Below are 25,148 nucleotides of genomic sequence, written 5' to 3' on the forward strand. Positions count from 1 at the left end.
GGCAACTTTTTTTTATGGCCATCATGACACCATTTTCCAAGATACGCGGCGCCGCAGCGGCAGCCGCCTTGATTTTCTGCGCCGGCGCCTCGGCGCAAGCTCCCCTGACCAATCTGGTAGGCGAATACAATCTTGCCTCGTCGGCGACCGTGCCGGCCAGCACCTGGGGCTATTCCAAAGGACGCATTTCGGTCAAGCAACTCGATGACCGGCATCTGCTGATCGCCCTGTCCTGCGAGTGGAAACGCGAGCCGAAGGCCGTCTGCGGCGATTACTTCTATGCCCAGCAACGCGACGACGGCCTGTATCTGCAGGACATGAATACCTTCGCCATGCGCCTGTACTTCGATCCCGCCTCACGCAAGCTCACCATCATCTCGCGCGGCGCCGACGCCAAGCAGAGCGTGAGGCATGACGTGTTCGCCGCCACGACCGCGCCGCTCACGGACCCCGCCCTTGTGCGGCGCATGAAGCGCGAGCTGTCGAATGCCGACAGCAAGGAAAACCGGCGCGTGTTCGGGCCCTACACCAAGTGGGCCTACCAGGAAAACCGCATCGAATTCCAGCGCCAGGACTTGACGACACCATGATGCCGCGCCTGATCCAGCCCATGCGGCGGCAGTTGCTGCGCCTCGCCGGCGCCCTGCTGTGTTCGCCCATGCTCGCGCACGCGGCCGACGGCGACCTGCCCAACGCCGTGCGCCAGCGCATCCTGGCCACCCTCGACTCTCCGCTGCCCAAGGTGCTCAATGCGCACCATCTGGCGCTGATACGGCGTTTCAACATCGGCTGGTCGCCCGTGGAAAGCGGCGCACCCATGCTCAATCCGGCGTACCCGCTGGGCAAAGGCGATACCTTGCAACTGGCCATGCAAGCCATCGCCAGCAAGGATGCGGCGCTGGCCGCGCAACGCCTGATAGAAGCGTCGCAAATACTGCCCCAATTCGTGCAGATGGCCGATCTGAAACCGGGCAGCTATGTCTACGGCAAGGCGCCCTTCACCTTGACTACCCGGCATCTGTCACTGCTGCGGCAACAGTCGTGGATGACGCTGGAAATGCTGGGCATTGGCGCGGAAGATTACCTGGCCGAAGGCTACTGGCCCACCCCGTCCGTCGACGGCAAGCGCCCGTACGGCGATTTCACGAATTACCCGGTTGAAATGGCGAAGGCGCTGGGCTTGCCCGTGCGCCAGCAAGCCGACGGCAGCCTGACCATCACGCCCAAGCTGCAAGCGGAAATGAAAATGCTGCACCGGCAAACCATGCCCGCGCTGCAAGTGTTCGTGCGGGAAGCGGGCTTGCGACGCAATACCCTCTAAGCGCGTGCCGGGCCAGATTGCCCTGGGTTACAGGAAATCGAGCCTGGCCAGCATCGTGGCGGCCTGCTGCCGGAAAGCCGCGATTGTCGCCTCGTCCATTTTCTCCAGCTGGCGGTACGCCATGCCGATGCGGGGATTGCGTTCCAAGGTGTCCGCGTTGCGATGGAAAAAATCCCAGTACAGGGCATTGAAGGGACAGGCGCGCTCGCCGATGCGCGCCTTTTTATCGTAATGGCAGCCTTTGCAATAATCGCCCATGCGGTCGATATACGCTGCGCTGGAGACATACGGCTTGGTGGCCAGCAGCCCACCGTCGGCGAACTGGCTCATGCCGACGGTGTTGGGCAGTTCCACCCACTCGAAGGCATCGATATAAATGCCCAGGTACCAGCCATGCACCTTGGCCGGGTCGAGGCCCGCCAACAGCGCGAAATTGCCGATCACCATCAGGCGCTGGATGTGATGCGCATGGGCCTGTTCCAGCGACTGGGTAATCGCCTGCGACAGGCAATGCATCTTCGTCTTGCCATCCCAGAACCATGCTGGCAACGGGCGTGTGTGGCCAAAGAAATTCTTCTCGGCATAGCCGGGCATATGGGCCCAGTAGACGCCGCGCACATATTCGCGCCATCCCAGTATCTGGCGTATAAAACCCTCGACTGCGGCCAGCGGCGCATGGCCCGCCTGATACGCCGCTTGCGCCCTGGCGACGACTTCGCGCGGATTGAGCATTTTCACGTTCAGCGCGAACGACAGCAGGGAATGAAACAAGCGCCACGCCTTGACGCTCATCGCATCCTGGAAATCACCAAAATGCGGCAAGGCCCGCTCGATGAAGGCATCGAGCTGCTGCAGCGCCTCATCCCGGTTCAGCGCCCACGCCAGCCGGTCGGCATGCGGCGCGCCGAAGCTTTTCACGCCTGCGGCGACGATGCTTTGCCATAGTCGAGAGTGGTCATGCATGGTGCGCGGATCCTGCGGCTCGGCGGGCGTGCCGCGCCATGGCTTGCGGTTATCGTGGTCAAAATTCCATTGGCCGCCAACGGGTTTTTTCGCGTCTTCCATCAGCACCTGATGCGCGCTGCGCATCTGGCGGTAGAAAAACTCCATCAGCCATTGCTTGCGTCCGGCGAAAATATCGGCTGCCTCATGGCGGGCCGTATAGAAATGGTCGCTGTCGACCATCAGCCAGGGGATGCTCGAGCGTCGCCCCGCCTGGTAGAGCTGCTGGTCGAGGCGCCACTCGTCGGGTGCCTGGTATTCGAAGGCGCCGGCGTCATAGTGGCCAAGCAGCGCTTCGATATTCTCCGGTATCGAGCGCGTGCTTTCCACGTCGTCGATGGCGATGTAATGCACGGTGTGGCCAAGCTGGCGCAGCTGGCGCGCCAACTCACGCATGGCAGCGAAGATCGCCAGGATTTTCTGCGCATGATGCAGCACATAATCGGTTTCTTGCCGCACTTCCATCAAGACATAGATGGTGGCGTCATCGACTTCGGTGAACCAGCGGTGCTGCGCATTGAGCTGGTCGCCGAGTATCAGGCGCAGTGTGGGCTTCGGTGAAGTCATGATTATTCTTTGCAATGGTTGAATTCGCCATGATGGCGACGCTTATCCTTGCGGCGCCGGCTGCGGTGCAGGAGCGGGCTGCGGTGCCGGGAATGGCGCCGGCTCCTGTACCGCCTTGCCATGCGCTTCCTGTCCGCCGTCGCCTTCGGCCGGCATGGCCAGCGGCGCCTGCGGCGCGCCCTCCTGCAGCATATCTCCCGGCTCTTCCACCGCTTCGTCCTGTGGCTCCTCGACCGGCTCCACGTGGCGCAGCGGCGGTGGCGGCTTGCCGCCGGGGAAGATGGCATCGCGCGACAGCTTGCCCGTGTCGAGCGCCGTCTTGAAGAAGTCGCCTACCACCAGCACGGCGTTGTGGCCGCCCTGGCCCCAGTAGTTGCTGCGCATGGTGACCCTGGCGTCATTGAAACCTACCCAGGCGCCGCCCACCAGTTCCGGATGCATCAGGATAAACCAGCCGTCCGCATTGTTTTGCGTGGTGCCGCTCTTGCCGGCCACGTCGGAGCGGATGCCGAAGCGGCTGCGGATGGCCGTGCCCGTGCCGCGGTCGATGACGCCGCGCATCATGTCCGTCAGGGTGGCGGCCGATGCTTCCTGCATGGCGCGCTTGGGCTTTTCTTCACCGAAACGGGCGATGACCTTGCCTTCGCGGTCGGTTATGTGCGTGACGACGAATGGCAGGCGCGCTTCGCCCTGGGCCGCGATGCTGGCGTAGGCGTTGACCATTTCCAATAAAGTGACGGGACTGGTGCCCAGCGCCAGCGATGGCACTTTTTCCAGCTTGCTGTCGCGGATGCCGAGCGCGCGCGCCAGTTTGATGATCGGCGGCAAGCCGACATCCTGCATCACTTGCGCCGTGATGGTGTTTTTCGAGTAGACGAGGCCGTCGCGCATGGTCATGTCGCGTCCCGTGGTACCGCTCATGTCCGTCGGGCGCCATTTGGTGCCGTCGGCCGCCTTGATATCCATCACTTCATCGCGATACACGTGTTCAGGGCTGAGGCCCTTTTCCAGCGCCGCGCCATACACGATAGGTTTGAAGGTGGAACCGGGCTGGCGCGCCGCCTGCGACACGTGGTCGAATTGCTCGCGCGCAAAGTCGCGGCTGCCCACCCAGGCGCGCACGGCGCCCGTGGCCGGATCCATGGCCGTAAAGCCTGCTTCCAGACGCGTCTTCGACTTGCGCAGGGCCGCCATGAAGGCGCGGTCGCCCTTCAGTTGCGCCAGCGCTGCCTCGGGCATGCCACCGGAGGCCGTCAGCTTGCGGTAGTCGCCCGACTCGCGCACGAAGGCGTCGAGCAGGGCCGGGTGGGATTTCCAGAAATAATCGAACGGCACGCTGCCGCCCTGCATGCCAGCGTACATGCCCGTCGAAGTGGACGACGGCACGCCCGCGCGGCTCCATTCCACGTCGGCAATCGCCTGCAAGGCATTCGCCTGGCGTTCGACGGCGCGCTCGGCCGCCTGCTGCAAATCGTAGTCGAGCGTGGTGTGCACCACCAGGGCATCGAGTTCCAGGTTGTAGTCATTTTCGTCGGCCCACTCGATCAGCCACTTGCGCACATAGGCCGTGAAATGGCTGTCCGACTGCGCCCGTTCGCTCTGGCGCTCGAAATGCAGGCGCAGCGGCCGTTTGATCAACTGTTTGTAGCGCGCCTCGTCAATGACATCGTGCTTGCGCATCTGCCCCAGCACCACGTTGCGGCGCTGCAGGGAACGCTCGGGATTACCGACGGGATTATAGTAATTCGTGCCCTTGAGCATGCCGACCAGGGTGGCACTTTCCAGGATGTCGAGGCGCGAGGCGGGTTTGTCGAAATAGGTACGGGCCGCCATTTCGATGCCGTAGGTGTTGTACAGGAAAGGCACCGTGTTCAGGTAGGCTTCCAGGATTTCCGTCTTGCTATAGGTGGCCTCGATTTTGAGGGCCGTGATCAGTTCCTTCAGCTTGCGGTTCAGGTTGCGCGAGCGGCCGATTTCCTCGGGGAACATATTGCGCGCCAGCTGCTGCGTGATGGTGGAGCCGCCCTGGGGATTGCCTCCCGCAGTGTGCAAGACGGCGCCGGCCGTGCGCGTGAAGTCGATGCCGTGGTGTTCATAGAAACGGTGGTCTTCCGTCGAGATCAGCGCGCTGATCACGTTCGGCGAAATCTGTTTCAGGGTGACCCGTTCCTGCAAGCCCTGGTCGAAGCGGGCCAGTTCCTTGCCGTCGGCGCTGACCATGGTGCTCGGTGCGGCCGCGCGCGCCTGGCGCAAATCGTGGATGCTGGGCGTCAGGGGAATCAGCAACAGCATGTATAAAGTCAGCAGCGCCAGCACGGCCAGGAAGGACCATAGGCCCAGCACCAGTGCACGCCGCACGGGAGGCAAGGTCATCAAGTGCGCGTGGCCGCGCCGGTACAGCGCCACTGCCCTCACCCACGTCACACCCGCCACGCGCAAGGCCTGCGCGCGCGCCCATGTTAATGCCTGCCGTGCTTTCTCCTGAAACTGCTCCATGCCTGATGCCATGCTTATAACCTTGTCTGATGCCGGAAAATCCGTTTCAGCAAGTATATAGGGCGGGCAACAAAGCGGGCCGGATTTTACGCCAGGCAAGCATCCAGGCGCGCCAGGATGACGCCGACATAAGCGCCCACGCAGCGCACGTCATGCGTCGTAAACGGGTTTTCCAGTTGCAGCAGGCCGCAGTCGCAGATGACGGGATCGACCTGGGTCACGACGCCCAGCGCCAGGTAGCGCCAGCCATCGAGCCGGCGCAGCCCCTTCTCCTGGCCCGGATTGGCGCGAAAGATGGCGTCCCAATCGTTCATCTCGCTGGGCATGGGCCACAGTTCAAGCTGGACTTGCGTGCCGGCGTCCATCTGCCCACCACCAAACTCGTCCATCACGTGCAGGCGCTGGCCGGCCACCTCGATGATCGCTTCCAGGTAGTCGCCCTCGGTCGCGATGAAGGTGGCGGCGACGACTCGGGCCGTCACTTCTGCGCCTGCTCCAGCAGGGCCGGCAATTCTTTCAGCATGGCCTCACGCGTGCGCAGGCCCGCCGATGGCTGGCCTTTCTGCTCGTCCTGCACCAGGCGCGCGAAGACGATGCTGCGCTCACCCTTGCTGGCCCAACCCACGAACCAGCCGTAGCCATGCGCCTCGTCAAAGCTGCCGTCGGCTTTGCGCGGGAAAGCGGCGCCCGTCTTGCCATGCACTTGCCAGCCGCCCACGTCCGCCAGGCGGGTCAGGCGATGCGTTTCTTCCATCGCCTGTTTCGTCACGGGCAGCTGGTAATTGACCAGCTTGCGCAAAAAGCCCAGCTGTTCCAGCGGAGATATCTTCAGCGAAGAGCTGATCCACGAGCGCTCCAGGCTGTTGTCCTTGCCCGGGTCGCCCGACACGTCCGCATTGCCATAGCGCAAAGCCTTCGCATATTTCCGGAAGCGTTCGGCGCCCAGCGCCTGCGTGATCTGCTGCGAATACCAGACGACGGAGTACTGCATCCAGCGCGACGGGTCCGTATCCTGGCGCCAGGCTTCGCCGCCCCAGTCCACGTAGCCCTGGCGGTATGGCAGGCTGGGCTTGTGCTCGTCCTTGAGGAAGCCGGCGTCGTAACCCATCAGGCTGAGCGCGATCTTGAACGTGGATGCGGGGGTGACGCGGTCGATGCAATTACCCTCTTGCAGCAAGACGGCGCCTGTTTTGGCGTCGGCCATGGCGGTGCAGATGGTGGCGGCCTGGGCTTGCGAGGGGGCCAGAGTGGCACCTGTCAGGCCGAGGATGAACGGAAAAAATGCGCGATATTTCATGGGCCTCCGGGGTTGGGGGAGAAGGACAAAGCGAAATTGTACCGGGCAGCGCGGCGCGATGCCAGCGACGATGGATCGCCTTGACGCTGCGCCTTGCAATCTAGCGCCCTGCCGGCGTGCCCGGCTGGCGTTCCCGCTTCAAATGTTCTTCTTCCAGCTCGTCCATGCCCAGCTTTTCCTCGTCGATCAGCGCATGTTCGCGCCGTTCACGTTCCACTTCGTCCTCCAGGCTGCCTTCGCCAGGCTCCTGCGCGGTTTTCTCCGGCATGCTGCCCTCCTCCACGGTGGTTGACTAACAATCTTCAGCAAGCTTGCTCCATATGCAAACAAATTGCCTATCATGAAAAAACAATCGCATTGGCCAGTATCTTGCATTACCAGGCGATATTGACAGATCAGCTGGCCTTGCGAAACGTCAAATTGATGCGCTGCGCGCCCAGTACCGCGTGTTCGCCCTCCTTCATGGGCGCCACGCCGTGGAAGCGCAGGCGGTCGGCGCCGCCCCACACCACCACGTCGCCATGCAGCAGGGCGATGCGCGCCGCCTTGTCGGCCCGCTCGGCGCCGCCGAACAGGAAAGTGGCAGGCAGCCCCAGCGAGACGGAGACGATGGGCGCGTTGAAATCGCATTCGTCGCGGTCCTGGTGCAGGGCCATGCGCGCACCGGGCGCATAACGGTTGACCAGGCAGGCGTCGGGAGCAAAGCCCGGATAGCCGGCCGCCAGCGCCGCCTCCTGCGCCAGGCGCAGGAACACGGGCGGCATGGGCGGCCACGGAAGGCCGCTGGCCGGATCGTGGCGCGCGTAGCGGTAGCCGCGTCCATCCGTGATCCAGCCCAGGGCGCCGCAATTGCTCATGGCAACCGACATGCGCAAGCCGCCCGGCGTGGCCATGTGGCGCAGGGGCGCCGCCAGGACGATGGCGTCCAGCGCCGGCAACACCTCGTCCAGATACGGCAGCGCAAAACCGCGCAGCAGGACCGACGCGGACGAGCCTGGCACCAGCGGCGCCGGGCCGGCCGCGGCGTAGTCTTCATCGGCAAACAGGGACAGGTTCATGCCGCCTATTGTAGGCCCGGCATGGAAAAAGCGCGCGCGACTGGCCCATGGTGCGCTACAGTAGCGTCTCCAGCCACTACCACCCGCCTCCACGATGGATCATTACGCCGATTTGCTGCAAACCCTGGCGCAACAGGAAGAATCCCTGCAATTCGAACGCTTCGACAACGACGCCGCGCTGGCCGTGGGCCTGTGGATCGTCGAAGAAGTGCGCAAGCGGGGCAAGGCCGTCACCGTCAACATCACGCGCAACGGTCAAATCCTGTTCCACCACGCCATGACGGGCGCCACGGCGGACCAGGCGGACTGGATACGCCGCAAGAACAATACGGTGCAGCGCTTTTGCCGCAGCTCCTACTACATGGGCATCTCGTATAAAAGCCGCGGCAGCACCTTCGAAGACGTGAAATACCTCGATGACATCGAGTTCGCGGGCCACGGCGGCGCTTTCCCCCTGCTGATACGCGGCGTGGGACTGGTCGGCACGGTGACCGTTTCCGGCCTGGCGCAAGCCGACGACCACGCGCTGGTGGTGGCCGCGCTGCAGGCGCAGCTGGACAAATAATCAGGCGGCCAGCGCCCTGCGCAAGGCGGCGCGCGCCAGCAAGCGCGTGGAATCGAGCGTCGGCAGCGGCGAATTGGCATCGCTGATGATCAGCGGGATTTCCGTGCAGCCGAGGATGACGGCGTCGCAGCCCTGCTCGCGCAAGCCGGCGATGATGGCCTGGAAGCGGGCCACGCTGTCCCCTTTGACCACGCCTGGCACCAGTTCTTCCATGATGATGCGGTTGATGGCGCTGCGTTCATCCTCGCCGGGCCGCACGCAAGCGATGCGGCGCGCGGCCAGCCTGTCCGGATACACGGCGCTGTCGACCAGCCAGCGCGTGCCCGTCAGGCCCACGCGCTGGTAACCACGCGCCGCCGCTTCGGCGGCCACCACATCCGCGATATGCAGCCAGGGCAGCGGCGAACGGGGCGCCATCAGCTCGAATGCCTGGTGGATGGTGTTGTCGGGGCAGATCAGGAACTCGGCGCCGGCGGCGGCCAGCTTGCGCGCCGACGCCAGCATCAGCTCGGCCACGCCGGCCAGGTCGCCCGCATTCAGGCATGCCACATAGCGCGCCAGCGGCGGCGTGTGCATGGATACTTCCGGGTGTTCATACGCTCCCAGCGCATGCGCGCCCTCTTCGCAGATCGTACGGTAGCACAGGGCCGCGCCTTCGGCCGAGCAGCCGACGATGCCGATATGTCGTGTCATGCGATCTTCCTTTTCAGTTAAATGCGCTGGCCGCCGTCGATGGGAATTTCCGCACCCGTGATGTACGAGGCGCGCTCGCTGCACAAGAACTCCACCAGGTCGGCCACTTCGGCCGTCGTGCCCAGGCGGCGCAGGGGGATTTGCGTGTCGACGATGTGCGAAGTGCCGGGCGACAGGATGGCCGTGTCGATCTCGCCCGGTGCAATCGCGTTGACGCGCACGTTCAGCGGCGCCATGTCGTTGGCCATCTCGCGCGTCAGCGACGCCAGCGCCGCCTTCGAACTGGCGTAGGCCGAGCCGGCAAACGGGTGCACGCGGTAGCCGGCGATCGAGCACAGGTTCACGACGGCGCCATGCGCGTTCGACAATTCCTGCGCAAAGCCGCGCGTGAGCGCCAGCGGCGCAAAGAAATTCGTGTTGTACATTTCCTGCCATGTCTGCATGTCGGTAGTGAGCGAATTGACGCGCGAGCCGCCAGGCCCCTTCGGCGACACGCCCGCATTATTGACCAAGGCGTGGAGTTTCGAGTCACCCAGCATGGGGCGCAGCGTCTCGACCATCTGCCCGATCTGGCTCAGGTCCGACAAATCCATGCACACATGCGTGTTGTGCTCCTGGCTGCGCGGGCAGCCGCCGGGAATCGGGCTGCGCGAGACGGTGATGACGCGCCAGCCCAGGCTGCGGAAACGTTCCGCGACGGCGTGACCGATGCCGCGGCTGGCGCCCGTGACGATGGCCGTTTTCTGTTCAATCTTGTGCTTGATGTTCGTCATGTTCTTCCTCGTCCTTTTCTTTTCCTTGTTCGGTTGCGCCGGCGTGGATGCGCTCCTGGCGCATGACATAGGCCAGCATCTGCGTGCCGCCGTCGAGGATGTCCTGTTCGATGGCGCGCCGCGCTGCCGCGCTGTCGCGCTGGCGCAGCGCGCTGATGATGGCGTGGTGGTGGCCCACCCGCATGTCCGGCGAAAAGCTGGCATAGCCGGCGGCGATCAGGGGCGCCGTCTGCATCCACAGATGGTCGACGAAGCGTTTTAACGTCGGCATGCCGGCCGCCTGCGCCAGGCCCAGATGAAAGGCCTGGTTGCATTGCAGGGCCGCCGCCAAGTCGTGCCGCGCAATGGCCTCTTCATTCGCCTGCAGCAGGCGTTCCAGGTCGGCCAGGGTGGCGTCGTCGATGCGCTGCGCCGCTTCAAACGCGCCCAGGCCTTCCAGTTCCAGGCGCAGCGCGCGGATTTCCAGGTAGCGCGCCACGCTCAGCACGGGCACGCGGAAGTCGCGCGGCGAGCGCAGCACCAGCGCCTCTTCCTGCACCAGCTGCAGCATGGCGTCGCGCACGGGCGTGACGCTGGTGCCCAGCTGCAACGCCAGCTCGCGGATGCGCAGCCGGTCATTCGGCTGGAAGCGCCCGGCCGCCAGCGCTTCGCGCAGCATGGCGTACACGGACTTGCCCAGGTTGACATGCACCAGACTGTCCAATTGATGGTTCATGCGTGTTTTTGAATTGTTGAAAATTATGATGCATCATACATCAATTGGAAAAACGGTGTTTTTCCATCCGTGCGCCGCAGACAGGAAGCACCGCAAGACCGTACAATCAGCCGCCACCGTATCGAAAGGACTGCACTTGAACTGGGATTACCCGCACGCTCACACCCTGCCCATCACGCCCGAAGCGGCCGACATCGACGGCCTGCAGCACACCAACAACGCCGTCTACGTGCGCTGGTGCGAGCATATCGCCTGGCACCACTCGGCCACCCTGGGGCTGGACCTGGACGATTACCGGCGCCTGGACCGGGCCATGGCGATACGCCGCGGCGAATACGATTACCTGCTGCCGACGCGGGCCGGCGAAGCGCTGACCCTGGCCACCTGGCTGTGCGCCAGCGATGGCCGCTCCAGCATGGAACGGCGCTTCCAGCTGATCCGCGACAGCGACGGCGCCACCGTCGTGCGCGCACGCTGGGACCTGATCTGCATCGAATTGAGCAGCGGCCGCGCGCGCCGCCTGCCGCCTGAGTTTTTGGCCGCGTACGAACCGGCCATCGTCGCCGCCAGCGCGTAGCACGGGAACGCCTAGGCAGCCGTTTTGCGCGCCGATCAGCGAAGATGCAGGGCTTTTCTTGCGCCTCCGCAGTGCAACATGCATTTCACTCCTGATTTGCCCGTTCATGCTTTAGAATCAGCGACCTCAGCCCCGTAAAAACAGGATAAAACATATGACGGCAGTCGGGAATACCGAACCACAAGAGCTCAAGCGCGGCCTGAAAAGCCGCCACATCCAGCTCATCGCCCTGGGCGGCGCCATCGGCACCGGCCTGTTTCTGGGCATCGCGCAAACCATCAAGATGGCCGGCCCTTCAGTGCTGCTGGGTTATGGCATCGCCGGCGTCATCGCCTTCCTGATCATGCGCCAGCTGGGCGAGATGGTGGTCGACGAACCCGTCGCTGGCTCCTTCAGCTACTTTGCCGACAAATACTGCGGCCACCTGCCCGGCTTCCTGTCGGGCTGGAATTACTGGGTACTATATGTGCTCGTCAGCATGGCCGAACTGACGGCCGTCGGCATCTACGTGCAGTACTGGTGGCCGGGCGTACCGACCTGGGTTTCGGCGCTCATCTTCTTTTGCGTCATCAACGCCATCAGCCTGCTCAATGTAAAGGCCTTTGGCGAGATGGAGTTCTGGTTCGCCCTCATCAAGGTGGTCGCCATCATCGGCATGATCGTCTTCGGGGCCTGGCTGCTCGCCTCCGGCGACGCGGGCCCGCAAGCGTCGGTGGCCAACCTGTGGCAGCACGGCGGCTTCTTCCCGAATGGCTGGCAAGGCCTGGTGATGGCCATGGCCGTCATCATGTTCTCGTTCGGCGGCCTGGAACTAGTCGGCATCACGGCGGCCGAGGCGGACGACCCGAGCACGACGATTCCAAGCGCCACCAACCAGGCCATCTACCGCATCCTGATTTTCTACATCGGCGCGCTGGGTATTTTGCTGTCGCTGTACCCGTGGCAAAACGTCGTCACCGGCGGCAGCCCCTTCGTGCTGATCTTCCATGCACTCGACAGCAACCTGGTGGCCACGGCCCTGAACGTGGTGGTGCTGACGGCCGCCCTCTCCGTCTACAACAGCGGCGTGTACTGCAACACGCGCATGCTGTTCGGCCTGGCCAAGCAAGGCAATGCGCCGCGCGCGCTGCTGCACCTGAACCGCCGCGGCGTGCCGCTGGTGGCCTTGGGCGTATCTGCCCTGGCCACGGGCGCCTGCGTGGTGGTCAATTACTTCATGCCGGGCGAAGCGTTCGAAGTGCTGATGGGACTCGTGGTGTCGGCGCTGATCATCAACTGGGCCATGATCAGCTGGATCCATTTGCGCTTCCGCGCGCAGAAAAAAATCGAAGGCAAGACGACCTTGTTCCAGAGCCTGGGCTACCCGTTTACCAACTACCTGTGCCTGGCCTTCCTGGCCGGCATCCTGGTGATCATGTATCTGACGCCGGGCCTGCGCATCTCCGTCTACCTGATTCCCGTGTGGCTCGCCGCGCTAGGCATCGGTTACTGGATCAAGCAAAGCAAGGCCAAAGCGTAAGGTGTTTGCGCCGCATTAAACAAAAAGCCCGTCTTCGCAGGAAGACGGGCTTTTTGCATTGGGCGCGCTCTATCGCTAAACGGCGACGGCCTTGTCCTGCTCCGGCAGCACATCGGCTTGCCACAGGCTGATGGTCTGGCCCGCATACGACTGCAGCAGCACGTCATCGTTCAAGGTCAGCAACGCCTGCTTGCGCTGTTCCAGGCGCGCCTCGGGCGTCATGTCCTTCTCGCCCGTCTTGTAGGGGCCCAGCACGGGCAGCAAGTCGCGCAGCACGGAATAATTGCCCGGCGTAGTCTTGTCCGATTCCAGCTTGCCCAGGAAATACTTCATGACGTGCTCGGACTGGTTGCCCTCCTGCCGCAAGCTCGCCTTCACCATCTTGCCATCCTTGTAAGCCACTTGCGCATCGCTGCTGGCCGTATCCTCGATCTGGTGGTAGGTGTAGTTCTGCGATTCCGTATTGTCCAGCAGGCGCAGCGGCACGCCGGGGACCAGCGTCTCATGGAAGCTGGCGCTCAGCTTCGATTGCTGCTGCTGCCTGATTGAACGCGAGTCCTGGTTGGCGCCGGCCTGCTCCGTCTTTTGCGATACTTCGTAATTGAAGCCATCCCTTTCCGTACTGCGCATGGGATTACTGAATTTCACGGTTTGCGACACGGAGGCGCTGAAATCGGCCAGCCCCGTCAGGATAGACTTGTCCTCGGCCGCCAGGCGCCACTTGCCCGTCGCGGGACTGTCCGTGGCCGCTTGCGGCACGGCGGCATTGCTGTGCAAGGCCGTGAAGCTATCCTTGAGCATGGCCACCAGGCCCGCGTCGCCATGGCCGCGCGACGCCGCCTGGTCGAATTGCTTCATATAACTGCCCAGCGCCTTGGCTTGCCGCTCCTTGCCGCCCAAGGTATTGAGTTGGCTGGCGTCAACCTTCAGGTCCAGGCTGCCGGCCTCGCCGCTGAAGCTGACCTTGCGCTGCGCGCCATCGGCCTGGAAATCCAGGGTTTGAATACTTTCCGGCTCACCACGCACCTTCACTTCCGCATGCAGCTTCACCGACTCCAGCACTTGCTGGTCGAACTGCATCAAGCCTTCGAGCTTGATTTTCGGCGTACTTTGCCCCATGCCGTCGATGGCTTCCTGGAAACCTTTCGCCAGCTCGCCCAGGGCGCTGGCTTCAGCGTCGCTAAGGTCGCCGCTGGTCGTCATGTTCACGGCCAGGCCATCGCCCTGGCTGTCGAGCGACAGCTTGACTTCCACGCCGCTCTTGGTGGTGATGCTGAGGGAAACCCTGTCTTCGCCATTGCCATGCAGGCTGCCGGGCGCGATGCCGGACGCTGCATAGATGTTCGGCGTGGTGCTCGGCGGCGGTTGCCGCATCGCCTGCGAGAAATTGTAGTTCCCCAGCTTGGCTTGTCCCAGCATGGCCGCGCCCAGGCCGCTGAAGCGGCCGCCAAACGCATACGAAGAAAAATTCTTCGTCATCGCCTCGCTCACCTTGTCGCGCGTCGCGCTTTCCCACACCATCGGCGGTTTTACGAACGCTGTCGCCGGCTTGCTTTCGTTCACGCTCTCCGGACTGAGGGCAACGATGGAAGACGGCGTGGATGCGGGCGACGGCGACGGTGCCTCCGTGCGGTTTGACGTGACGGCGGAGGCCCGTGACGGGGCGCTGTTCCAGCTTGAAAGTGGAGAAATGGAGGTCATGGCGCTGTAACCTTGCAAGTGGCGAGTAGGGACATCATAAAATATCGATATGGTTGGGTTTTTCACAATTGCCTGGCGCCAGGCAAACCTTGCGTCACGTTATCTGGCGTGGTGGCAAGTACTGCATGGCAATACTGCATTAACGGCAAGAAACAGCAAAGCATGAGCGTCGGGGAAATGAAACATTTTCATGCCGCCGGCCTCGCCTGCGTCAACAAGTTGAATCACGGCCGGGAATGTCCATTAAAATGCCTCTATGGAACACAAGATTCTGCGCGCCCCGCTGGCCAGTTTTACCGACTTGTTGCTCGATGCCGTGTGCATGGTCGACGTGGAGGGGCGCTTTGTCTTCGTCAGCGCGGCCTGCGAACGCATCTTCGGCTACACACAGCAGGAAATGATCGGCAAGCTCATGCTCGACCTGGTCGCTCCCGCCGACCGTGTCCGCACCCTTGCCGCCGCGCAAGCCATCATGGATGGCCACGCGCAGACGCACTTTGAAAACCGTTACCTGCGCAAGGATGGCAGCCTGGCACACATCATGTGGTCCGCCCGCTGGTCCGCCGCCGACCAGTTGCGCGTGGCGGTGGCGCGCGACATCACCTTGCTGAAACAGGCGCAGGCAAAGCAGGCCGCCCTGTACGCCATTTCCGAAGCCATGCAGGCGACGCAGGACTTGCCCGCCTTGCTGCACCGCATCCAGCACATCATCGGCGAACACTTGCCGACACGCAGCCTGACCTTGCTGCTGCATGACGAACACGGCGCACAGCCTCCCATGACCAGCCATGCCGACGATAGCGCACCCCAGCCAACGTCGTCCCTTGGCAGCCTGCTGTGCGACGAAGTCCTGCGCAGCGGCCGCCCCCTGCTGCTGCAGGCGGGACAACTGGCCGGCCTGCCGGCGGCGCTGCAAACGGCGGCCTGCGCGCTGTCCTCGAGCTGGCTTGCCGTGCCGCTGTACTCCTCCATGGGCAGCATCGGCGCGCTGGCCTTGCAAGGCGGCCAGGACACCGTCATCGGCTCGGAGCAAGACCAGGATTTGCTGCAATTTGTCGCCAAGCAATTTGCCACCGCCATCGAACGCCGGCAGTTGCAGACGCAAATGCAGTTCATGGCCATGCACGATGAGCTGACCCGCCTGCCGAACCGCCGCCTGTTCCTCGACCGCCTGCACACTGCGTTCGCGCGCGCGCACCGCCAGGAAGGCCGGCTGTCGCTGCTGTTCCTGGACCTCGACAACTTCAAGCGGGTGAACGACGAGCACGGCCATGCCTGCGGCGACCTGCTGCTGCAAACAGTGGCGAGCCGCCTGCGCGATTGCATGCGCGAAACAGACACCCTGGCCAGGATGGGTGGCGATGAATTCGTCGTGCTTCTGGAAAGCAATGCCACGCCGGTGGACGTCGGCCTGATCGGGCAAAAGATCCACGCGGCCCTGGCCGCGCCGCTGCACCTGGGCAACGGACAGCAATTGCAGATCGCCGTCAGCATCGGCGCGGCCCACTATCCGGAAGACGGCGATACCATGCAGTTGCTGCTGCGCCATGCGGACCGGGCCATGTACGCGTCGAAAATGCTTGCCGCCGCCTCGCGCTAGTGGGCGCCTGCTCCTGGCGACAGTGCCCCTATGCTATACTTTCCAGCGATGCTAAGACTCTTCAAAACATGGCTGATACTGCTGCTGATCACGGCGGTGCCGCTGCAAGCGGCCGCAGCAGGCGCCACGCGGCTGTGTTCGCCACTCGCTGCCTTGCCTGCCGCCATGATGACAGCGGACTGCCAGCATCACGCGGCGCAGTCATCCGCCGTCCCCCACAGCACCGGCACGCCAGAAGAAAACAAGACCCCTGCCAAGCACCCCGCGTGCGGCGCCTGTTCCAGCTTTTGCCTGGGCGCACTGATGCCGCCCTGCCTCGCCCTTCCTGCTGCGGCCTGCACCGGCGCGCAACAAGTCACCATCGCAACGGCCACCTTGCTGACGGGATTCATTCCCGACGGCCCGCGCCGGCCCCCGCGGCCGCTTTCCGCTTAAGTAGCAAGCAGGCCACCCGTGTGGCCACGATTGACTTTATTCGTCTGAAAGCAACACATGATCAAACATTTCTTATTGCGCGGCGCCTTCGCCGCCATGCTGGGCATGCCCACGTTCGCCATGGCGGCCCTGCCCGTCATTGAAGTCTACAAGAGCGCCGCGTGCGGCTGCTGTTCCGCATGGATCAAGCACCTGGAAGCGAACGGTTTTACGGTGCGCGCGAAAAATGTCGAGATGCCGGCGCAATACCGCAAGCTGGCAGGCATTCCCGACGCGCTCGGTTCCTGCCACACGGGCCTCGTCAACGGCTACGCCATCGAAGGCCATGTACCAGCCAGCGAGATCAAGCAGTTGCTGCGCGAGAAACCCAAGGCGAAAGGACTGGCCGTGCCGGCAATGCCGATGGGTTCGCCTGGCATGGAAGGACCGCGCAAGGATGCGTATGACGTCTTGCTGGTCAAGAACAATGGCAGCACCGAGGTCTACAAGCACTACCAATAAAACCGAGGGGAAATGAAAAACGCCGCCAGGATCACTCCCGGCGGCGTTGTTTTTTGTCAGGCAGTAAAGAACTTACTGCCTGTCAGGACTGCATCAGATGCTGTCCAGCACGGCATTCAGGCTGGCGCTAGGACGCATGACCGCTTCCGTCTTCGCTGGATCTGGCAGGTAGTAGCCGCCGATATCCGTTTCCTTGCCTTGTACTGCTTTCAGCTCGGCAACGATCTTTTCTTCGTTGTCCGCCAGGGCTTTGGCTACTGGCGCAAAATGCGCTGCCAGTTCCGCATCGTCCTTCTGCCCTGCCAGGGCTTGCGCCCAGTACATGGCCAGGTAGAAATGGCTGCCGCGGTTGTCCAGTTCGCCGGTACGTGGCGATGGCGACTTGTTGTTGTCCAGCAGCTTGCCGGTGGCTTCATCCAGGGTTTTCGCGAGGATTTTGGCCTTCGCATTGCCCGTCTTGATGCCCATGTCTTCCAGCGACACGGCCAGGGCCAAGAACTCGCCCAGCGAATCCCAGCGCAAATGGTTTTCTTCCACCAGTTGCTTGACGTGTTTCGGTGCCGAACCGCCGGCGCCCGTTTCGTACATGCCGCCACCGGCCATCAGCGGCACGATCGACAGCATCTTGGCGGAGGTGCCCAGTTCCAGGATCGGGAACAAATCGGTCAGGTAATCGCGCAGGATGTTGCCGGTCACCGAGATGGTGTCCAGGCCGCGGAAGGCGCGCTCCAGGGTGTAGCGCATGGCGCGCGTTTGCGACATGATCTGGATGTCCAGGCCCTTGGTGTCGTGCTCCTTCAGGTAAACCTGCACCTTCTTGATGACTTCGTTCTCGTGCGGACGGTAGGAATCGAGCCAGAACACGGCAGGCATGCCCGAGTTGCGCGCGCGCGTGACGGCCAGCTTGACCCAGTCGCGGATCGGCGCGTCCTTGACCTGGCACATGCGCCAGATATCGCCCTCTTCCACCGTTTGCGTCAGCAGCACTTCGCCAGTCTCCAGGTCGGTGATGTTGGCGATGCCGCCTTCCGGCACTTCAAAGGTCTTGTCGTGCGAACCGTATTCTTCCGCTTGCTGCGCCATCAGGCCCACGTTCGGCACGGTGCCCATGGTCTTCGGATCGAAGTTGCCATGCCATTTGCAGAAGCCAATCATTTCCTGGTAGATGCGCGCGAAAGTCGATTCCGGCATCACTGCCTTGACGTCTTTTGGACGGCCATCGGCGCCCCACATCTTGCCGCCGATACGGATCATGGCTGGCATCGACGCGTCGACGATGATGTCGTTCGGCGAATGGAAGTTGGTGATGCCCTTGGCCGAATCGACCATGGCCAGTTCCGGACGGTTGGCGTGGCAGGCGTGCAGGTCTTTCAGCACTTCATCTTTTTGCGACGCTGGCAGGGTTTCGATCTTGTCGTACAGGTTGCTCATGCCATTGTTGACATTCACGCCCAGCTTGTCGAACAGGGCAGCGTGCTTGGCGAACGCATCCTTGTAGAAGATGCGCACGCAGTGACCGAAGACGATCGGGTGCGAGACCTTCATCATGGTGGCCTTGACGTGCAGCGAGAACATCACGCCCGTCTTGAATGCGTCGTCGATTTCCTTCTCGTAGAACTCCAGCAGCGCTTTCTTGCTCATGAACATGCTGTCGATGATTTCACCGGCTTGCAGGGAAACCTTCGGTTTCAGCACGATGGTCTGGCCCGAGGCCGTGACCAGTTCCATCTTGACATCGCGTGCCTTTTCCAGGGTCAGCGATTTTTCGCCATGGTAGAAGTCACCATGATGCATGTGCGAGACGTGGGTTTGCGACGACTGGCTCCATTCGCCCATCGAGTGCGGGTGCTTGCGCGCATACTCTTTGACGGCTTTCGGCGCGCGGCGGTCGGAATTGCCTTCACGCAGGACCGGGTTGACCGAGCTGCCGATGCACTTGCCGTAGCGGGCCTTCAAGGCTTTTTCTTCTTCCGTCTTGGCATCTTCCGGATAGTCCGGCAGCTTGTAGCCACGGCCTTGCAATTCGCGCACGCAGGCGATCAATTGACCTTGCGAGGCACTGATGTTCGGCAGCTTGATGATGTTGGTGTCCGGATTCTGGGTCAATTTGCCCAGTTCAGCCAGGGTGTTCGGGACTTTTTGCGCGTCCGTCAGGAATTCGGGAAATTCAGCCAGTACACGCGACGCCACCGAGATATCGCTGGCGACCACGTCCACGCCAGCCGGCGCGGTGAATTTTTTGATAATTGGCAGCAGGGAATACGTCGCGAGCAGCGGCGCCTCGTCAGTCAGCGTGTAGATGATTTTGGATTTTTGTGTTGCCATGTTCATTCCCTTGTATGCGGTGATGCCTGGTGGTTAACTTTCTTCATTCCAAACACAGGACGGTTAGCCTTGCTTTGGACGGCTAGTGTGCCGGCGGTGACGCCGTGCTTGCCCACCACGTATTTTAGACTGTCCTGCCGCTGTTTGTGTATCCGATGGCGACGAATCTTATATAAGACAGCAAATATCTGAAGTGGACGGGGGAATATGACGATATTACTCCGGGAAATAGGCGCAAGCGGGCTCGCAAGACATGTACAAACCGATGGAAACAAATATATAAATACAACTATATTTGAGCAAATCATGTCGTACTCAGCCGTTTTTTTGCCCGGCTGAGTCAGTTCATGATCGGACGGGTGCGTCCTGCACGCGTAGCCAGCCAGCACAGGATGGCGCCGCCGCACACCATCGCCGCGCCTTGCCAGAAGGCCAGTGACAGCGGCGTGCGCAGCAGCAGCGAAGAAAGCGCGGCAGACAGCACGGGGATGAAATACGAGGCGCCAGCCAGGAGCGTGACGTTGCCGTGAAGAATCCCTACATTCCAGGCGGCGTAGCCAAAGCCCATGGCGCCGGCGGCCAGGGTCAGGTAGGTGATGGCCTCGGCAGTGAACACCATGTGGCCTCCCCCTTGCAGCAGGTACTTGATCCACAAGCTGATGGAAACCAGGATGAAAAACAGGGTCACGCCGTTCTTGCCACGCGCCAGGCGCGCCGTCACGGTGCAATACGCGGCCCAGATCAGCGCGCCCGCAAAGGCCAGGCCATAGCTGAGCGGATTGCCGCGCACATTGGCCAGGGTGCTGGCCAGGTCGAAGCCCTGCTCGCCACCCAGCACCCAGCAGACGCCGGCGACGGACAGCAGGAAGCCCGGCACGATCAAGAAATTGCTCTTCTGCCCGTTAAACAGGATGGCCGCGACATTGGTGAAGGTCGGCCACAGGTAGTTCACCATGCCCACCTCGATGGATTGACGGGCCGTGCTGGCATAGCCTATCGATAGCGCCAGGCACAGCTCGTAGGTGACGAACAGCAGGCTGCCCCAGATCAGATAGCGCCGCGGAAATTCGCTCAGTCTCGTGTAGCCCACGGACAGCAGCAGGAACACCGACGCCACGCTGTACATCATCGCCGCCCCGCCCGTGGGCCCCAGGAGTTCGCTGACACTGCGGATTAAACCGATAATGGCGCTCCACAGCAGAATGGCCGCCAACCCGGTCAGGGTGGCCTTGTTGGTGTTTTTCATGTTTATATCTGGGCAGCCTACAGCATGCCAAGTTCCAGCGCATAGCGGATCAACTCGGCGTTACATGCCATTTTCATTTTTTTCAGGATGCGCGCACGATAGCTCGTGACCGTATTCGGGCGCAAATTCAATGCAGCGCCGATCTGCACCAGCGACTGGCCTGCGGCGATGCGCTGGAACACGTGCAGTTCGCGCTCGGACAGGTTCTCGTGCACACGCACATGCCCCTGTGCCACCACCATTGCCAGCCGGTCCGTCATCGCCGGGCTCACATATTTCCCTCCCGACGCCACCTTGCGCACGGCCTGTACAAGAACGTCGGCTGACACATCCTTGGTCAGGTAGCCAGATGCCCCCAGGCTGAGTGCCCGCAAGCCATAGATTTCTTCCGAATAATGACTCAGTATCATCAGCCCCATGCGCGGCCTGGCCAAGCGCAAGGTTTGCAATAGTTGCAAGCCGCTTTTTCCCGGCATGGCAATGTCAATGAGGGCCACATCGAATTCCTCGGACGCAATACGTTCGGTCGCGTCGTCAAAGGACGTCGCCTGGCCGCCAACGCAAATGTCCGCTGCCGTGCCAAGCATCAGCGACACGCCATGGCGTGCGATGGCATGGTCGTCAACCAATAGCACCCGAATGATTCCCGCTTCGATGGTCAAGGGCCTGAACATGCCTTGCCTAGCGTGATTCTATGATTTCCATGCATTTGATTCTGCGCCGAACGGCTAGCGGCGTCAACGCTAGACTGCACCAGCCGCAGTTGCGCGGCAGACAAAGCCCGTGCGTACTGGCAAAGGATGAATGTAGGGGATCCCCTACCAAAAAGCTTGCGAAATTTGCTACGCAAGACCAAGGGTTAATCTTATATGCACCTTGCCTGGGCGCGCACATACTATTAGGCATGTAGTCAGAAAGACAAAGAAATTTGATGCACACCATGAACTACAATAAGAGGAACCCATGAACGCCCCACTCTCGACCTATCAATCGTTACCAGCGAAAATTTACACTAGCGGCAATACCTGCGCGAAATGCAGTTCAAGGGAACGTTGCCTGCCCCACGGCCTGGACGAGCGTAGCGTCGCTCAGCTCGATAGAATAATTGGCAAACGGCACTGGGTGGAGCGCAATGAGTTGCTGCTAAGGGTGGGCGAGCCTTTTCATTGTTTGTACATTATTCACGGCGGCCAGTTCAAAACGTTCCGCGATAACGCCCATGGCAAACAGCATGTGATGGGCTTTCACATGGCAGGCGAAATTCTCGGCATGAACGCCATCAGTACTGGCATTCATGACAGCAATGCGATGGCATTCGAGGATAGCGAGGTCTGCGAAGTTCCCTTTGCCCAACTGCAGATACTATGCGCCAACATTCCAGCGCTACAACAACATTTCCACCGTTTATTGAGCCAGGAAATCAATCGCGACCAGCGCGTCATGCGCTTCCTGGGCAACTCCGCCGAGCAGCGCTTTGCCACTTTCCTGCTCGATCTGTCGAGCCGTTTCGCGGCCAGGGGATACTCGCGCCATGACTTCACGGTGCTGATGTCGCGTGAAGACATCGGGAACTATATAGGCTTGACGATGGAAAGCGTCAGTCGGCTGATGTCGAAGTTCCGCCGCCAGGGCTGGATCAGCACGGACGGCAAAGACCTGCATATCCTCAATCATGGCGCCATCGAGGCGCTGGCCAACGGGGAAACCATGGAAACAGTGGCAAGCATCGATGCACTCACGGAGCGAACCACGGCGCTGCTGTCCTCCATCTCAAAGGCGGCAAGCCGTGCCTGAACAAGGCCACATCCGTGCAGCGCCGAAAACAGCGGCGTTGTCTCGGTGCCGATCCACCAGCTAGCCGCCAAGAATCGGCGGACCGACGCCATGTTCTATGGCGAACCGAGTCAGCTGCACATTATTCTTGGCGCGCGTCTTTTCCAACAGGCGCGCCCGGTAAGTGCTCACGGTATTAATACTCAAATGCAAAATTTGCGCGATATCTGCCAAGTCTTCGCCGGCGGCAAGCAGCCGCAGGACTTCCAGCTCGCGGTCCGACAGTTTCTCGTGCCAGGCCATCCTGCTGCCGCTGATCATATCAGCAATATCTTCCGTCACCGCCGAGCTGATGTATTTCCCTCCCGCTGCAGCCTTGTAGACCGCCCCAACCAGTATGGACGCAGTGCAATTCTTGGTCAGATAGCCGGCGGCGCCATATTGCAGGGCCCGCACAGCGTACACCGTCTCGGCATACATGGACAACATCAGCACGGCAAGGCGTGGCTGCTCGCGGCGCAATTGCTTGAGTAACTGCAAGCCGTTCTGATCGGGCAGGCCGATATCGACAATGGCAACGTCAAATGTCTGTCCCTGCAGCAGATACAATGCCGCGCGGGCAGTTTCGGCCTCGGCCACGACTTCGATGCCGTCGTCCGTGCCCAGCATCAGCCGAATACCGTTGCGTGCGACGACATGGTCGTCCACCAGCACCACCCTGATTTTTCCGCATCTCATGCGCCACCCCGTATCGGCAACTGCAAGACCAGCAAGGTGCCATGCGCAACGGCCATAAAACGGATTCCTCCACCAAAATGCCGGGCGCGCTCGCGCATGCCCGCCAGGCCCCAGGAGTTGGCCGTCACCAGGCTCTCGCTATCCATACCCTTGCCATCGTCTTGCACTTCCATCCGGATCGACGAGTAGGCATGACTGACGCGCAGGTCAACCCGCGTAGCCCCGGCATGGCGGACGACATTGGTGAGCGCTTCCTGCAAGATACGGAACAAGGCAGTACTGCGCTCGGGGTCGATCTCCAGCAGAACAGTCTCAGGAGGAATGTGGGTGTGGCAGATGAGCCCCGCTCTGGCACAGACCTCTTCCACGTGCCACTCCAGCGCCGCCCAGACGCCAAGCTGATCGAGCACGCTGGGCCGCAGTTCAGTGATCACCGTACGTACGGCCGCGGTAGCGGTATCGAGCAAGGAGCAGGCATCTTCAAGCCGAGCTTGCAAGGTACCGCCATTACGCTGGTCATGTATCAGGGCAACGGAAAGGTGGGCCTTGACGCCAGTTAATACACTACCGAGTTCGTCATGCATTTCCCTGGCAATGCGAATACGCTCCCCTTCCTTCACACGCTCCTGATGGGCAATGAATTGGCGCAGTTTCTCATGCGACTGTTCCAGCTTTTCCAATGCCAGCTTGCGCACGCTGATATCTTCCACCATGCCCACGTACTGCCGGGTGAGTCCCGTGGCACCGCACACCGTCGTGGCACTGAGTATGGCCCAGATGGCATGGCCATCCTTGTGCAAATAGCGCTTTTCGATGCGATAGTTGCTGATCTCGCCGCTGTACAGGCGCTGCCCGAACTGCACGCTATTGTCAACGTCGTCGGGATGCGTCAGTTTCAGGCATCCCATCGCCAGCAATTCCGGCCCCGTATAGCCCAACATCTCGCACAGCGCCCGATTCACAGTTAGCCAGCGGCCTTGCATGTCAGCCATGATCATGCCAAGAGATGCGTTTTCAACTACCCCGCGAAATCGCTCCTCGCTGGCATGCAGCTGCGCCGCCGCCACGGTGCGCTCGGTAATATCATTGAGTACCAACAACACGGCGCCCGGGCCAAAATGCTCCTGGCCAAGTTTAGCTTCCGCCATGACTGAAAATACGTCACCCACGCCCTTTTTCATGCGCAGTACGACGGAACACGGTGTGTTGCGGTCCAGCAGGCGCTGGCGCAGGAAGTAAAAAATATCCTGGTCATCAGGAAGAATGAAACGCGTGAACGGCTGGCCGGAAAGCATCTCTGGCGGTGTGCCTAACAAGGCCGATGCGGTGAGATTCGAGTGCATGATGATACTGTGGGCATCCATGCTGATGTAGCCGATGGGCGCCTGGTCGTACAGGCGGTTAAACAATTCGCCAGTATTTTCCAATGCAGCCTGGGCGGCGCGCAGCTCATCGTTCTGCATGTCCAGCTCAATCTCGCGCACACTCACCTCGCGCTGCGCTGCTTGCAGCGACGCGGGACAACGCTCTTGAGAAAGGGGCTTGGACGCCGCCTGTTTCAGCTTGAGCCGCAGCTCCGCATGCTGACGCAATGAGTTCCAGTATTGCTCAGTCTGAAAAGGAACGGCAAAAGACTTTCTTCGCTTCGCGCACATAAATAGTTGACCATACCCATCGTTAGCAAGTTTCCCCCCTGCAGCATCACATCTTGGCAAGGTTCGTGGATGGTGTGTACTAACCAACAATTATTATTTATATTAGCGCAATAGTGAGCTCAGTAATAGTCGCGAAAAAAAAATGCCGTTTTTTTGCACAATGTGCAGCCAGAATGACTGCGTGGATCGAAGTGATGGCCCAGCGTTGTGCTCACCGGGCATACGCCCGTCACCAAGCGTCAGGCAGGGTTTCGCCCAATGCTTTAACTGTTGCCCGTTGGACACAAAGTAGCGACAGCGCATTGCCAGAATCGACCTGAAGATAGCCCGATACGCGTGTGATCTTGACGACGCCTTCGTGCGCCACCTCGACAAAAACGGCGCCAGCTGCGTTCAAGGTGGAGTGCAGGCGCAAATGGCCATGCAACAAGAGATAATCACTACCGTTCCGAACTATCCAGATATCTGCATGCATGGGTGACCTTCCTGTTGTTTGCATTTGCCCGGTGCGCAGGGCAGCGCCTGGATCGTCCCAAGCACCTGCCGACGAGGGGGTGGGGAATGTGCTGCCTGCTGATGGATACTGTATCG

General features: G+C 61.5%; 26 protein-coding genes. 10 read left to right on the forward strand and 16 right to left on the reverse strand.

What is annotated here, in order from left to right; genetic code table 11:
• Window positions 1–23: 23 nt before the first annotated feature.
• Together ACQ4WY_RS02500 and ACQ4WY_RS02505 are read left to right on the forward strand one after the other, a co-directional pair.
• Window positions 24–590 carry a hypothetical protein gene (locus tag ACQ4WY_RS02500; RefSeq protein ID WP_436502678.1) on the forward strand — a complete coding sequence of 189 codons (567 nt, stop codon included), beginning with the start codon at window positions 24–26 and terminating at the stop codon, window positions 588–590.
• Window positions 587–1,321: a hypothetical protein gene (locus tag ACQ4WY_RS02505; RefSeq protein ID WP_436502679.1), complete on the forward strand. Its 735-nt coding sequence runs from the start codon at window positions 587–589 to the stop codon at window positions 1,319–1,321. The genes ACQ4WY_RS02500 and ACQ4WY_RS02505 overlap by 4 nt, the downstream gene beginning before the upstream one ends.
• Before the next feature lie 27 nt (window positions 1,322–1,348).
• On the opposite strand, the gene ACQ4WY_RS02510 is transcribed toward ACQ4WY_RS02505, so the two are convergent.
• The 6 genes from ACQ4WY_RS02510 to alkB all read right to left on the reverse strand — a co-directional run bounded on the left by ACQ4WY_RS02510 (window position 1,349) and on the right by alkB (window position 7,741).
• The gene (locus ACQ4WY_RS02510) at window positions 1,349–2,890 is read right to left on the reverse strand and encodes a cryptochrome/photolyase family protein (RefSeq protein WP_436502680.1); all 1,542 of its coding nucleotides are present in this window, start codon (window positions 2,888–2,890) and stop codon (window positions 1,349–1,351) included.
• Window positions 2,891–2,932: 42 nt separating this feature from the next.
• Window positions 2,933–5,386 (reverse strand): penicillin-binding protein 1A, encoded by a 2,454-nt coding sequence (locus ACQ4WY_RS02515; RefSeq protein WP_436502681.1) that lies wholly within the window; start codon window positions 5,384–5,386, stop codon window positions 2,933–2,935.
• 86 nt (window positions 5,387–5,472) lie between these two features.
• A complete protein-coding gene (locus ACQ4WY_RS02520) occupies window positions 5,473–5,868 on the reverse strand; it encodes a hypothetical protein (protein ID WP_436502682.1) in 396 nt (131 codons plus the stop codon).
• Window positions 5,865–6,683, reverse strand: a complete 819-nt coding sequence (gene blaOXA / locus ACQ4WY_RS02525; protein WP_353656883.1) for a class D beta-lactamase — start codon at window positions 6,681–6,683, stop codon at window positions 5,865–5,867. Before blaOXA ends, ACQ4WY_RS02520 begins: the two co-directional genes overlap by 4 nt.
• Before the next feature lie 100 nt (window positions 6,684–6,783).
• Window positions 6,784–6,951, reverse strand: coding sequence for a hypothetical protein (locus ACQ4WY_RS02530; protein WP_436502683.1), 168 nt, complete (start codon window positions 6,949–6,951; stop codon window positions 6,784–6,786).
• 127 nt (window positions 6,952–7,078) lie between these two features.
• Window positions 7,079–7,741 (reverse strand): DNA oxidative demethylase AlkB, encoded by a 663-nt coding sequence (alkB, locus tag ACQ4WY_RS02535; protein ID WP_436502684.1) that lies wholly within the window; start codon window positions 7,739–7,741, stop codon window positions 7,079–7,081.
• 94 nt (window positions 7,742–7,835) lie between these two features.
• Between alkB and ACQ4WY_RS02540 the strand changes: the two genes are divergently transcribed.
• A complete protein-coding gene (locus tag ACQ4WY_RS02540; RefSeq protein ID WP_353656880.1) occupies window positions 7,836–8,306 on the forward strand; it encodes a heme-degrading domain-containing protein in 471 nt (156 codons plus the stop codon).
• Here ACQ4WY_RS02540 and ACQ4WY_RS02545 read toward each other — a convergent pair whose 3' ends face one another.
• From ACQ4WY_RS02545 to ACQ4WY_RS02555, 3 genes are read right to left on the reverse strand one after another with little or no spacing between them, the layout of a single operon-like run.
• Window positions 8,307–8,999: an aspartate/glutamate racemase family protein gene (locus tag ACQ4WY_RS02545; protein WP_436502685.1), complete on the reverse strand. Its 693-nt coding sequence runs from the start codon at window positions 8,997–8,999 to the stop codon at window positions 8,307–8,309.
• 17 nt (window positions 9,000–9,016) lie between these two features.
• Complete coding sequence (locus ACQ4WY_RS02550) at window positions 9,017–9,772, reverse strand: SDR family NAD(P)-dependent oxidoreductase (RefSeq protein WP_353656878.1); 756 nt, start codon at window positions 9,770–9,772, stop codon at window positions 9,017–9,019.
• Window positions 9,747–10,487: a GntR family transcriptional regulator gene (locus ACQ4WY_RS02555; protein ID WP_436502686.1), complete on the reverse strand. Its 741-nt coding sequence runs from the start codon at window positions 10,485–10,487 to the stop codon at window positions 9,747–9,749. Before ACQ4WY_RS02555 ends, ACQ4WY_RS02550 begins: the two co-directional genes overlap by 26 nt.
• Before the next feature lie 136 nt (window positions 10,488–10,623).
• Here ACQ4WY_RS02555 and ACQ4WY_RS02560 point away from each other — a divergent pair, with 136 nt between their 5' ends.
• Together ACQ4WY_RS02560 and ACQ4WY_RS02565 are read left to right on the forward strand one after the other, a co-directional pair.
• Entirely contained in the window at window positions 10,624–11,064 is a 441-nt protein-coding gene (locus ACQ4WY_RS02560; protein WP_436502687.1) for an acyl-CoA thioesterase, read from the forward strand.
• 154 nt (window positions 11,065–11,218) lie between these two features.
• Window positions 11,219–12,583, forward strand: a complete 1,365-nt coding sequence (locus ACQ4WY_RS02565; protein ID WP_436502688.1) for an amino acid permease — start codon at window positions 11,219–11,221, stop codon at window positions 12,581–12,583.
• Between the two features lie 75 nt (window positions 12,584–12,658).
• Here ACQ4WY_RS02565 and ACQ4WY_RS02570 read toward each other — a convergent pair whose 3' ends face one another.
• Window positions 12,659–14,146, reverse strand: coding sequence for a hypothetical protein (locus ACQ4WY_RS02570; protein ID WP_436502689.1), 1,488 nt, complete (start codon window positions 14,144–14,146; stop codon window positions 12,659–12,661).
• A 22-nt stretch (window positions 14,147–14,168) separates the two neighbouring features.
• Here ACQ4WY_RS02570 and ACQ4WY_RS02575 point away from each other — a divergent pair, with 22 nt between their 5' ends.
• From ACQ4WY_RS02575 to ACQ4WY_RS02590, 4 genes are all read left to right on the forward strand, one after another.
• A complete protein-coding gene (locus ACQ4WY_RS02575) occupies window positions 14,169–14,294 on the forward strand; it encodes a hypothetical protein (RefSeq protein WP_436502690.1) in 126 nt (41 codons plus the stop codon).
• Window positions 14,295–14,540: 246 nt separating this feature from the next.
• Entirely contained in the window at window positions 14,541–15,884 is a 1,344-nt protein-coding gene (locus ACQ4WY_RS02580; protein WP_436502691.1) for a sensor domain-containing protein, read from the forward strand.
• Between the two features lie 48 nt (window positions 15,885–15,932).
• Entirely contained in the window at window positions 15,933–16,319 is a 387-nt protein-coding gene (locus ACQ4WY_RS02585; protein WP_436502692.1) for a hypothetical protein, read from the forward strand.
• 57 nt (window positions 16,320–16,376) lie between these two features.
• Window positions 16,377–16,820 carry a DUF411 domain-containing protein gene (locus ACQ4WY_RS02590; RefSeq protein ID WP_436502693.1) on the forward strand — a complete coding sequence of 148 codons (444 nt, stop codon included), beginning with the start codon at window positions 16,377–16,379 and terminating at the stop codon, window positions 16,818–16,820.
• Window positions 16,821–16,913: 93 nt separating this feature from the next.
• Here ACQ4WY_RS02590 and ACQ4WY_RS02595 read toward each other — a convergent pair whose 3' ends face one another.
• The 3 genes from ACQ4WY_RS02595 to ACQ4WY_RS02605 form a co-directional block, all read right to left on the reverse strand.
• Window positions 16,914–19,145 carry an NADP-dependent isocitrate dehydrogenase gene (locus ACQ4WY_RS02595; protein WP_436502694.1) on the reverse strand — a complete coding sequence of 744 codons (2,232 nt, stop codon included), beginning with the start codon at window positions 19,143–19,145 and terminating at the stop codon, window positions 16,914–16,916.
• Between the two features lie 340 nt (window positions 19,146–19,485).
• Window positions 19,486–20,391 (reverse strand): aromatic amino acid DMT transporter YddG, encoded by a 906-nt coding sequence (gene yddG, locus ACQ4WY_RS02600; RefSeq protein ID WP_436502695.1) that lies wholly within the window; start codon window positions 20,389–20,391, stop codon window positions 19,486–19,488.
• A 17-nt stretch (window positions 20,392–20,408) separates the two neighbouring features.
• A complete protein-coding gene (locus tag ACQ4WY_RS02605; RefSeq protein ID WP_436502696.1) occupies window positions 20,409–21,053 on the reverse strand; it encodes a response regulator in 645 nt (214 codons plus the stop codon).
• A 301-nt stretch (window positions 21,054–21,354) separates the two neighbouring features.
• Between ACQ4WY_RS02605 and ACQ4WY_RS02610 the strand changes: the two genes are divergently transcribed.
• Window positions 21,355–22,185: a helix-turn-helix domain-containing protein gene (locus ACQ4WY_RS02610; protein WP_353656868.1), complete on the forward strand. Its 831-nt coding sequence runs from the start codon at window positions 21,355–21,357 to the stop codon at window positions 22,183–22,185.
• 60 nt (window positions 22,186–22,245) lie between these two features.
• On the opposite strand, the gene ACQ4WY_RS02615 is transcribed toward ACQ4WY_RS02610, so the two are convergent.
• The 3 genes from ACQ4WY_RS02615 to ACQ4WY_RS02625 all read right to left on the reverse strand — a co-directional run bounded on the left by ACQ4WY_RS02615 (window position 22,246) and on the right by ACQ4WY_RS02625 (window position 25,032).
• Window positions 22,246–22,878: a response regulator gene (locus ACQ4WY_RS02615; protein ID WP_436502697.1), complete on the reverse strand. Its 633-nt coding sequence runs from the start codon at window positions 22,876–22,878 to the stop codon at window positions 22,246–22,248.
• Between the two features lie 20 nt (window positions 22,879–22,898).
• Complete coding sequence (locus ACQ4WY_RS02620) at window positions 22,899–24,494, reverse strand: PAS domain-containing sensor histidine kinase (RefSeq protein WP_436502698.1); 1,596 nt, start codon at window positions 24,492–24,494, stop codon at window positions 22,899–22,901.
• A 292-nt stretch (window positions 24,495–24,786) separates the two neighbouring features.
• The gene (locus ACQ4WY_RS02625; protein ID WP_436502699.1) at window positions 24,787–25,032 is read right to left on the reverse strand and encodes a hypothetical protein; all 246 of its coding nucleotides are present in this window, start codon (window positions 25,030–25,032) and stop codon (window positions 24,787–24,789) included.
• Window positions 25,033–25,148 lie beyond the last annotated feature (116 nt).

This window comes from Janthinobacterium salmonicoloratum (genome assembly GCF_051380845.1).
GTDB classification, from domain to species: domain Bacteria; phylum Pseudomonadota; class Gammaproteobacteria; order Burkholderiales; family Burkholderiaceae_D; genus Janthinobacterium; species Janthinobacterium lividum_F.

Excerpts from the sequence above, each read along its gene's own strand:
- ACQ4WY_RS02565 (WP_436502688.1), top strand. The coding sequence starts at position 11,219 with ATGACGGCAGTCGGGAATACCGAACCACAAGAGCTCAAGCGCGGCCTG.
- ACQ4WY_RS02625 (WP_436502699.1), bottom strand. The coding sequence starts at position 25,032 with ATGCATGCAGATATCTGGATAGTTCGGAACGGTAGTGATTATCTCTTG.
- ACQ4WY_RS02530 (WP_436502683.1), bottom strand. The coding sequence starts at position 6,951 with ATGCCGGAGAAAACCGCGCAGGAGCCTGGCGAAGGCAGCCTGGAGGAC.
- ACQ4WY_RS02580 (WP_436502691.1), top strand. The coding sequence starts at position 14,541 with ATGGAACACAAGATTCTGCGCGCCCCGCTGGCCAGTTTTACCGACTTG.
- blaOXA (WP_353656883.1), bottom strand. The coding sequence starts at position 6,683 with ATGAAATATCGCGCATTTTTTCCGTTCATCCTCGGCCTGACAGGTGCC.
- ACQ4WY_RS02585 (WP_436502692.1), top strand. The coding sequence starts at position 15,933 with ATGCTAAGACTCTTCAAAACATGGCTGATACTGCTGCTGATCACGGCG.
- ACQ4WY_RS02595 (WP_436502694.1), bottom strand. The coding sequence starts at position 19,145 with ATGGCAACACAAAAATCCAAAATCATCTACACGCTGACTGACGAGGCG.
- ACQ4WY_RS02545 (WP_436502685.1), bottom strand. The coding sequence starts at position 8,999 with ATGACACGACATATCGGCATCGTCGGCTGCTCGGCCGAAGGCGCGGCC.
- ACQ4WY_RS02540 (WP_353656880.1), top strand. The coding sequence starts at position 7,836 with ATGGATCATTACGCCGATTTGCTGCAAACCCTGGCGCAACAGGAAGAA.
- ACQ4WY_RS02500 (WP_436502678.1), top strand. The coding sequence starts at position 24 with ATGACACCATTTTCCAAGATACGCGGCGCCGCAGCGGCAGCCGCCTTG.
- ACQ4WY_RS02555 (WP_436502686.1), bottom strand. The coding sequence starts at position 10,487 with ATGAACCATCAATTGGACAGTCTGGTGCATGTCAACCTGGGCAAGTCC.
- ACQ4WY_RS02515 (WP_436502681.1), bottom strand. The coding sequence starts at position 5,386 with ATGGAGCAGTTTCAGGAGAAAGCACGGCAGGCATTAACATGGGCGCGC.
- ACQ4WY_RS02610 (WP_353656868.1), top strand. The coding sequence starts at position 21,355 with ATGAACGCCCCACTCTCGACCTATCAATCGTTACCAGCGAAAATTTAC.
- ACQ4WY_RS02510 (WP_436502680.1), bottom strand. The coding sequence starts at position 2,890 with ATGACTTCACCGAAGCCCACACTGCGCCTGATACTCGGCGACCAGCTC.
- alkB (WP_436502684.1), bottom strand. The coding sequence starts at position 7,741 with ATGAACCTGTCCCTGTTTGCCGATGAAGACTACGCCGCGGCCGGCCCG.
- ACQ4WY_RS02505 (WP_436502679.1), top strand. The coding sequence starts at position 587 with ATGATGCCGCGCCTGATCCAGCCCATGCGGCGGCAGTTGCTGCGCCTC.
- ACQ4WY_RS02550 (WP_353656878.1), bottom strand. The coding sequence starts at position 9,772 with ATGACGAACATCAAGCACAAGATTGAACAGAAAACGGCCATCGTCACG.
- ACQ4WY_RS02590 (WP_436502693.1), top strand. The coding sequence starts at position 16,377 with ATGATCAAACATTTCTTATTGCGCGGCGCCTTCGCCGCCATGCTGGGC.
- ACQ4WY_RS02575 (WP_436502690.1), top strand. The coding sequence starts at position 14,169 with ATGGAAGACGGCGTGGATGCGGGCGACGGCGACGGTGCCTCCGTGCGG.
- yddG (WP_436502695.1), bottom strand. The coding sequence starts at position 20,391 with ATGAAAAACACCAACAAGGCCACCCTGACCGGGTTGGCGGCCATTCTG.